Genomic DNA, 5,153 nt, shown 5'->3' with positions numbered 1-5,153 from the left:
CTGCTGCGCAACCGGGTCACTGACGTGGAGATTGCAGACGTCTTGGCCCGCTGGACCGGTATTCCGGTCGCCCGCATGCTGGAAGGGGAGCGCGACAAGCTGCTGCGGATGGAAGATCAGCTGCACAGCCGGGTGATTGGTCAGGAAGAGGCGGTTGATGCGGTCTCCAACGCCATTCGCCGCTCCCGCGCCGGACTCTCCGACCCGAATCGCCCCATCGGCTCCTTCCTGTTCCTGGGGCCCACCGGGGTGGGCAAGACCGAGCTGTGCAAGGCGCTGGCCGAGTTCCTGTTCGATACCCAGGATGCCATGGTGCGGATCGATATGTCCGAGTTCATGGAGAAACACAGCGTGGCCCGTTTGGTGGGGGCACCTCCCGGATACGTGGGTTATGAAGAGGGCGGTTATCTGACCGAGGCGGTACGCCGTCGTCCCTACTCGGTGATCCTGCTGGACGAGGTGGAGAAGGCGCATCCCGATGTCTTCAACATCTTGCTGCAGGTGCTGGATGATGGCCGCCTGACCGATGGTCAGGGTCGTACCGTCGATTTCCGCAACACCGTGGTCATCATGACCTCCAACCTCGGGTCGGATCTGATTCAGGAGCATTCTTTTGCAAAAGAGGGTTCCGAGAAGGATTACGACGAGATGAAGGCCATGCTGATGGAGGTGCTGACCCGCAGCTTCCGGCCGGAGTTCATCAACCGGATCGACGAGACGGTGGTGTTCCATCCGCTCGGCGAGGAGCACATCAAGTCCATCGCCCGCATCCAGCTCAAGAGCCTGATGGGCCGACTGGAGGCTCAGGGCTTCGAGGTGGAGGTGAGCGAAGCGCTGCTCGAGAAGCTGGTGCATGCCGGGTTCGACCCCGTGTACGGGGCACGCCCCCTCAAGCGGGCGATCCAGCAGAAGGTGGAGAACCCGCTGGCTCAGGCGCTGCTCTCAGGTCGCATCGTGCCGGGCAAAAAACTGCTGCTGGGGGCCGACAGCAACGGCCTCACCATGACCCAGTAGCCAGTCTCGTATCTATGTTTGCAACGCCAGCCCTCGGGCTGGCGTTGCCATATCTGGTCGATGGAAAATAAAAAAACGGCAATCCGAAGATTGCCGGGAGGAATGTAGTGACGCGACCTGACGTGGGTTGAGCGGGTCGCAGGGGAAAGCCCCCGATTTCGAAACAAAACCGCTAACGGCCTTGCGTCTTACAGCCTGCCGGGGATGCGCTCGCTCAACCCCGATGGCCACCTGCCTGTTGCCATGCTGGCTGAGATGGCGCCAGCATGGCCTTCATTCGTTACAGCATGCCTTGCACGGCGGCTTTCATCTCGGCTGGCCAGACACCGACCTGAACCTGACCGATGTGCTCCTTTTGCAGTAACAGCATGGCCAGACGGGATTGGCCGATGCCACCACCGATGGTCTGCGGCATCCGTGCGGCCAGCAGGTCCTGGTGCCAGTCGTACTGCAGGCGATCCTCGTCGCCGGTGATGGCCAGCTGGCGGCGCAGCGCCTCGGCATCGACCCGGATCCCCATGGAGGAGATCTCGAAGCTGTCTTGCAGCACCGGGTTCCACACCAGAATGTCGCCGTTCAGACCGGCCAGCCCCAGCTCGCTGTGGCTGCTCCAGTCGTCGTAGTCCGGGGCGCGCACATCGTGACGCTCGCCGTGGGAGAGGGCACCGCCGATGCCGATCAGGAACACGGCCCCAAGCTCTTTGGCGATGGCCCGCTCGCGCCCCTTGGCATCGAGATCCGGGTAACGGGCCAGCAGCTCTTCGCTGTGCAGGAACTGGATCTCGGCTGGCAGGAAGGGGGTCAGCTCATGCTCGGCGCAGACCGCGCGCTCGGTAGCCTTGATGGCGGCCCAGATGCCGCGCACGGTTTCCTGCAGATAGGCCAGATCGCGGCGCTCGCTCGGCATCACCTTCTCCCAGTCCCACTGATCCACGTAGACGGAGTGGATGGGGGTGAGCTTGTCTTCATCCGGACGCAGCGCCTTCATGTGGGTGTAGATCCCTTCGCCCGGGCCGAAGCCGAAGCGGCCCAGGGTCTGGCGCTTCCATTTGGCCAGTGAATGGACCACTTCGTAGCTGTGCTCCGGCAGGGTTTTCACTTTGACCTGCACTGCATTCTCATGGCCAGAGAGGTTGTCCTGAGTGCCATCACCGACCCGGCTCAGAATGGGGGCTTGAACCTCCATCAGACCCAGTTGCTGGGCGAGTTGGCGGGAGAACATCTCTTTGACGAAGCTGATCTGCTGTTGGCTGCGAATGTAGTGCTGTTTCATGCTGAATTCCTGTTTCAAATCCCGTTGGATGAAGTGATTCTTCAATATATTGCCAACTAAATTCAATATTCGATAATAGAAATAGCCTTTGTGTGTTTTTTTTCTCAAAATAAGCCGTTGTTAAATGAGGTATCGTCAACGGGAGTGCAAAAAAATGCCGGAAAATTATCGGATCGATAATCTCGATCAGGCCATCCTCACCGCTCTGATGGAAAATGCGCGTATTCCTTACGCCGAACTGGCGAAACAACTGGCGGTCAGCCCGGGCACCATCCATGTGCGGGTGGAGAAGATGAAACAGGCGGGGATCATCGAGGGGACGCGGGTGCAGGTGAACCCCAAGAAGCTGGGCTATGACGTCTGCTGCTTTATCGGCATCAATCTGAAGAGCGCCAAGGATTACCCCTCGGCGCTGGCAAAGTTGCAGGCGCTGGATGAGGTGGTGGAGGCCTACTACACCACCGGCCACTACAGCATCTTCATGAAGGTGATGACCCGCTCCATCGACGAGTTGCAGATCGTGCTGATCAACAAGATCCAGACCATCGACGAGATCCAGTCCACTGAAACCCTGATCTCGTTGCAGAATCCGATCCTGCGGGATGTGAAGCCCTGATCGGTGTTGCTAATGCAGATTTGGACGTTACAGGCTCCGGATAGATTGCCCGAGAGGAAATACGATGGGCGGCAGAGGGCACTGGGGTGTAGTGTCATATGTGTATATGTTTGCCGTCATACGCGGCTTGGCTTGCCGCATATTGGTAGGCTGCAGGTGATCAAGAGGTGCGTATTTATGGCAAATCCTGAAATCGAGAGCCCGCTGGACGGGATCGATAAGTTGACCGTCTCGCTCTACCGTCTTGGCTTGAGTGCGGCAGCCCTGTTGCTGCTTTGCCGCGGTGCGGCGCTGCTGAGTGGGATGGCATTGCTTCCGTCGGCACAATGGTTGATGTCGCTGGCAGTGGCAAGCGCAATCTGCGGCTTTTCGCTGCATATCTACGACAAGCGGATTCGCCTGATTCTGCAGGGATCTGGTTGGGGCGCGTTGGCCCTGGCGGCGGTGGGTGCGCCGGATGCGTTGGTGCTGGGAGCCGCGTTGGCGACGCTCTCCGGGCTGGCGTTCAAGGAGCAGTTTTGCTTCGCCATTCCCGGCATCAAGCTGGTGCCCATTTTGTTGCCGGCGTTATGGCTGCTGGAGTGGTTGCGGGTGGAGTGGGCCGCCGCACTGGTGGCGCTGGTCTGCGGCGCCCTGTTGACCTTGCTGGTGCTGGCCAAGTGGCGGATGCCCCTGCACTTCGATATCGGTGACAAGGGGCGTTACCAGATCTAGGTCTGCTGGCACACCTTCATCTGCTGGTTGAGGGCCTGCATTACCTGACGGCGGCTGATGATGCCGATCACCTTGCCCTGTTGCAGCACCGGGTAGATCTTGGGCTTGGCATCGGCCATCTGGCGAGCCAGATCCAGAATGCTCTCATCCGGCCCGACCGAGAGGGGCGAGCGGTTCATCAGATCCTCCACCCGGGTGCGGGTGTCGCAGTGGTAGCTGCCGATAAGCAGGCTGGGGATGCAATCTTGTTCGGAAAGAAAGCCGATCAGCCGTTTCTGTTCATCCAGTACAGGCAGGCCGCCAAGGCCAGATTGATGCAGCCTATCCAGCGCTTCGGCGAGGTTTAGTCCGGCAGTGAGGGAGTGGGTCAGGTGACCCATGTGGTGGTGTACTTTCAGCATGGTGGTGACTCCGCAAGAGGGGGATGCCGCCACTATGACGCGGGCGGGGGCCCGCGACCAATGGTTTATGCCGCAGAGATTGATAGGCACAAGCCATTGGCGGTGATCCGCTGGCAGGCGGGCTTCGTTCATGCAAGACCATGAAAGGGAAAGGAGATCGTATGCGTGCATTGGTTACGGGCTGCGGCCGTCGACTCGGATTTTATCTCTGTGAACAGCTGGTGGCAGCGGGCTGGCAGGTGACGGGCAGTTATCGCAGCGAGCGGCCGGAGCTGGCCACGCTGGTTGCATTGGGGGTCGAACTGGTGCAGGCGGATTTTGGTCGGGAAGAGGACGTAGGCAAGCTGATCGATGTGCTGGCAACCCATCAGGATCTGACGCTGGTGATCCACAACGCCTCGGCCTTCGAGCCGCAGGCAACTGATCCGGCGGCGCAACTGGCCCAGTTCGAGCAGTTCTACCGGGTACACATGGCGGCCCCCTTCCAGCTAAACCGGGCGCTGGCCCCCCGGCTGGCCAGCAATCCCAACGCCAGCATCATTCATATCACCGATATCTATATCCATGCCCCGGCCCCCCGTTTTGCCAGCTATGTGGCCACCAAGGCGGGAGCCCATTCGCTGGCCATGAGCTTTGCCCGAGAGCTGGCGCCTGCGGTGCGGGTCAACACCATAGAGCCGGGGCCGATCCTGTTTCTCGACGAGCATGACGAGGCATGGCGCCAGCAGGTGTTGGCGAAAACACCGCTGGCGCGGGAGGGAGGGCTGGAACCCATCTGGCAGGCGGTGCAGTTACTGATGGGGAACAGTTATATGACGGGGGCCAGCATCAAGATAGATGGCGGGCGCGCGCTGGCCACCCTCTGAGGGGTTGCCAAGCTCCAGTGGCGCCAGCCCGACCTGCCGGGTCAGCAAGCCCTTGCCGGGTTTGAGCTGGCCCGACGGGGCGGGGAGCGTCACTTGCAGCGCCACCTTGGGGTCATGCACCTCGCCATGGCCGTAGAGCTCGGCCAGCAGCTCCGCCAGATAGGAATCGACCTCTACCGAGGCAAAGTCACCGCTCCTGTTGCTGGCCAGAATATCGATGTCGAGCGGCCGGTCGTGTACCTTGCAGAGCGGATCGTTGCGATCCCGGC

The 5,153-nt window shown here is 60.6% G+C and carries 6 protein-coding genes and 1 pseudogene; 4 read left to right on the top strand and 3 right to left on the bottom strand.

Going from position 1 to position 5,153, the window contains the following annotated elements; translation table 11 throughout:
* A partial coding sequence (locus ACRAUW_RS16705) for an AAA family ATPase (RefSeq protein WP_431363178.1) occupies positions 1-1,014 on the top strand: 1,014 nt, incomplete at its 5' end.
* A gap of 280 nt (positions 1,015-1,294) precedes the next feature.
* Here the strand turns inward: ACRAUW_RS16705 and asnA are convergent.
* Positions 1,295-2,287 (bottom strand): aspartate--ammonia ligase, encoded by a 993-nt coding sequence (asnA, locus tag ACRAUW_RS16700; RefSeq protein WP_021231465.1) that lies wholly within the window; start codon positions 2,285-2,287, stop codon positions 1,295-1,297.
* A gap of 154 nt (positions 2,288-2,441) precedes the next feature.
* Between asnA and asnC the strand changes: the two genes are divergently transcribed.
* Both asnC and ACRAUW_RS16690 read left to right on the top strand, forming a co-directional pair.
* Positions 2,442-2,903 carry a transcriptional regulator AsnC gene (asnC, locus tag ACRAUW_RS16695; RefSeq protein ID WP_005339783.1) on the top strand — a complete coding sequence of 154 codons (462 nt, stop codon included), beginning with the start codon at positions 2,442-2,444 and terminating at the stop codon, positions 2,901-2,903.
* 177 nt (positions 2,904-3,080) lie between these two features.
* Positions 3,081-3,617 (top strand): DUF2301 domain-containing membrane protein, encoded by a 537-nt coding sequence (locus ACRAUW_RS16690; RefSeq protein WP_431363177.1) that lies wholly within the window; start codon positions 3,081-3,083, stop codon positions 3,615-3,617.
* Here the strand turns inward: ACRAUW_RS16690 and ACRAUW_RS16685 are convergent.
* Positions 3,614-4,018 (bottom strand): CBS domain-containing protein, encoded by a 405-nt coding sequence (locus ACRAUW_RS16685; protein ID WP_431363176.1) that lies wholly within the window; start codon positions 4,016-4,018, stop codon positions 3,614-3,616. The genes ACRAUW_RS16690 and ACRAUW_RS16685 overlap by 4 nt on opposite strands.
* A 161-nt stretch (positions 4,019-4,179) precedes the next feature.
* On the opposite strand from ACRAUW_RS16685, the gene ACRAUW_RS16680 reads away from it, so the two are divergent.
* Positions 4,180-4,884, top strand: coding sequence for an SDR family oxidoreductase (locus tag ACRAUW_RS16680; RefSeq protein WP_431363175.1), 705 nt, complete (start codon positions 4,180-4,182; stop codon positions 4,882-4,884).
* Here the strand turns inward: ACRAUW_RS16680 and ACRAUW_RS16675 are convergent.
* Positions 4,810-5,153, bottom strand: a pseudogene (locus ACRAUW_RS16675) (2-amino-4-hydroxy-6-hydroxymethyldihydropteridine diphosphokinase); the annotation flags it as partial. The gene ACRAUW_RS16680 and the pseudogene ACRAUW_RS16675 overlap by 75 nt on opposite strands.

The organism is Aeromonas sp., from assembly GCF_050633025.1.
Classification (GTDB): domain Bacteria; phylum Pseudomonadota; class Gammaproteobacteria; order Enterobacterales; family Aeromonadaceae; genus Aeromonas.
This window is presented reverse-complemented; position numbering and strand designations above follow the sequence as displayed.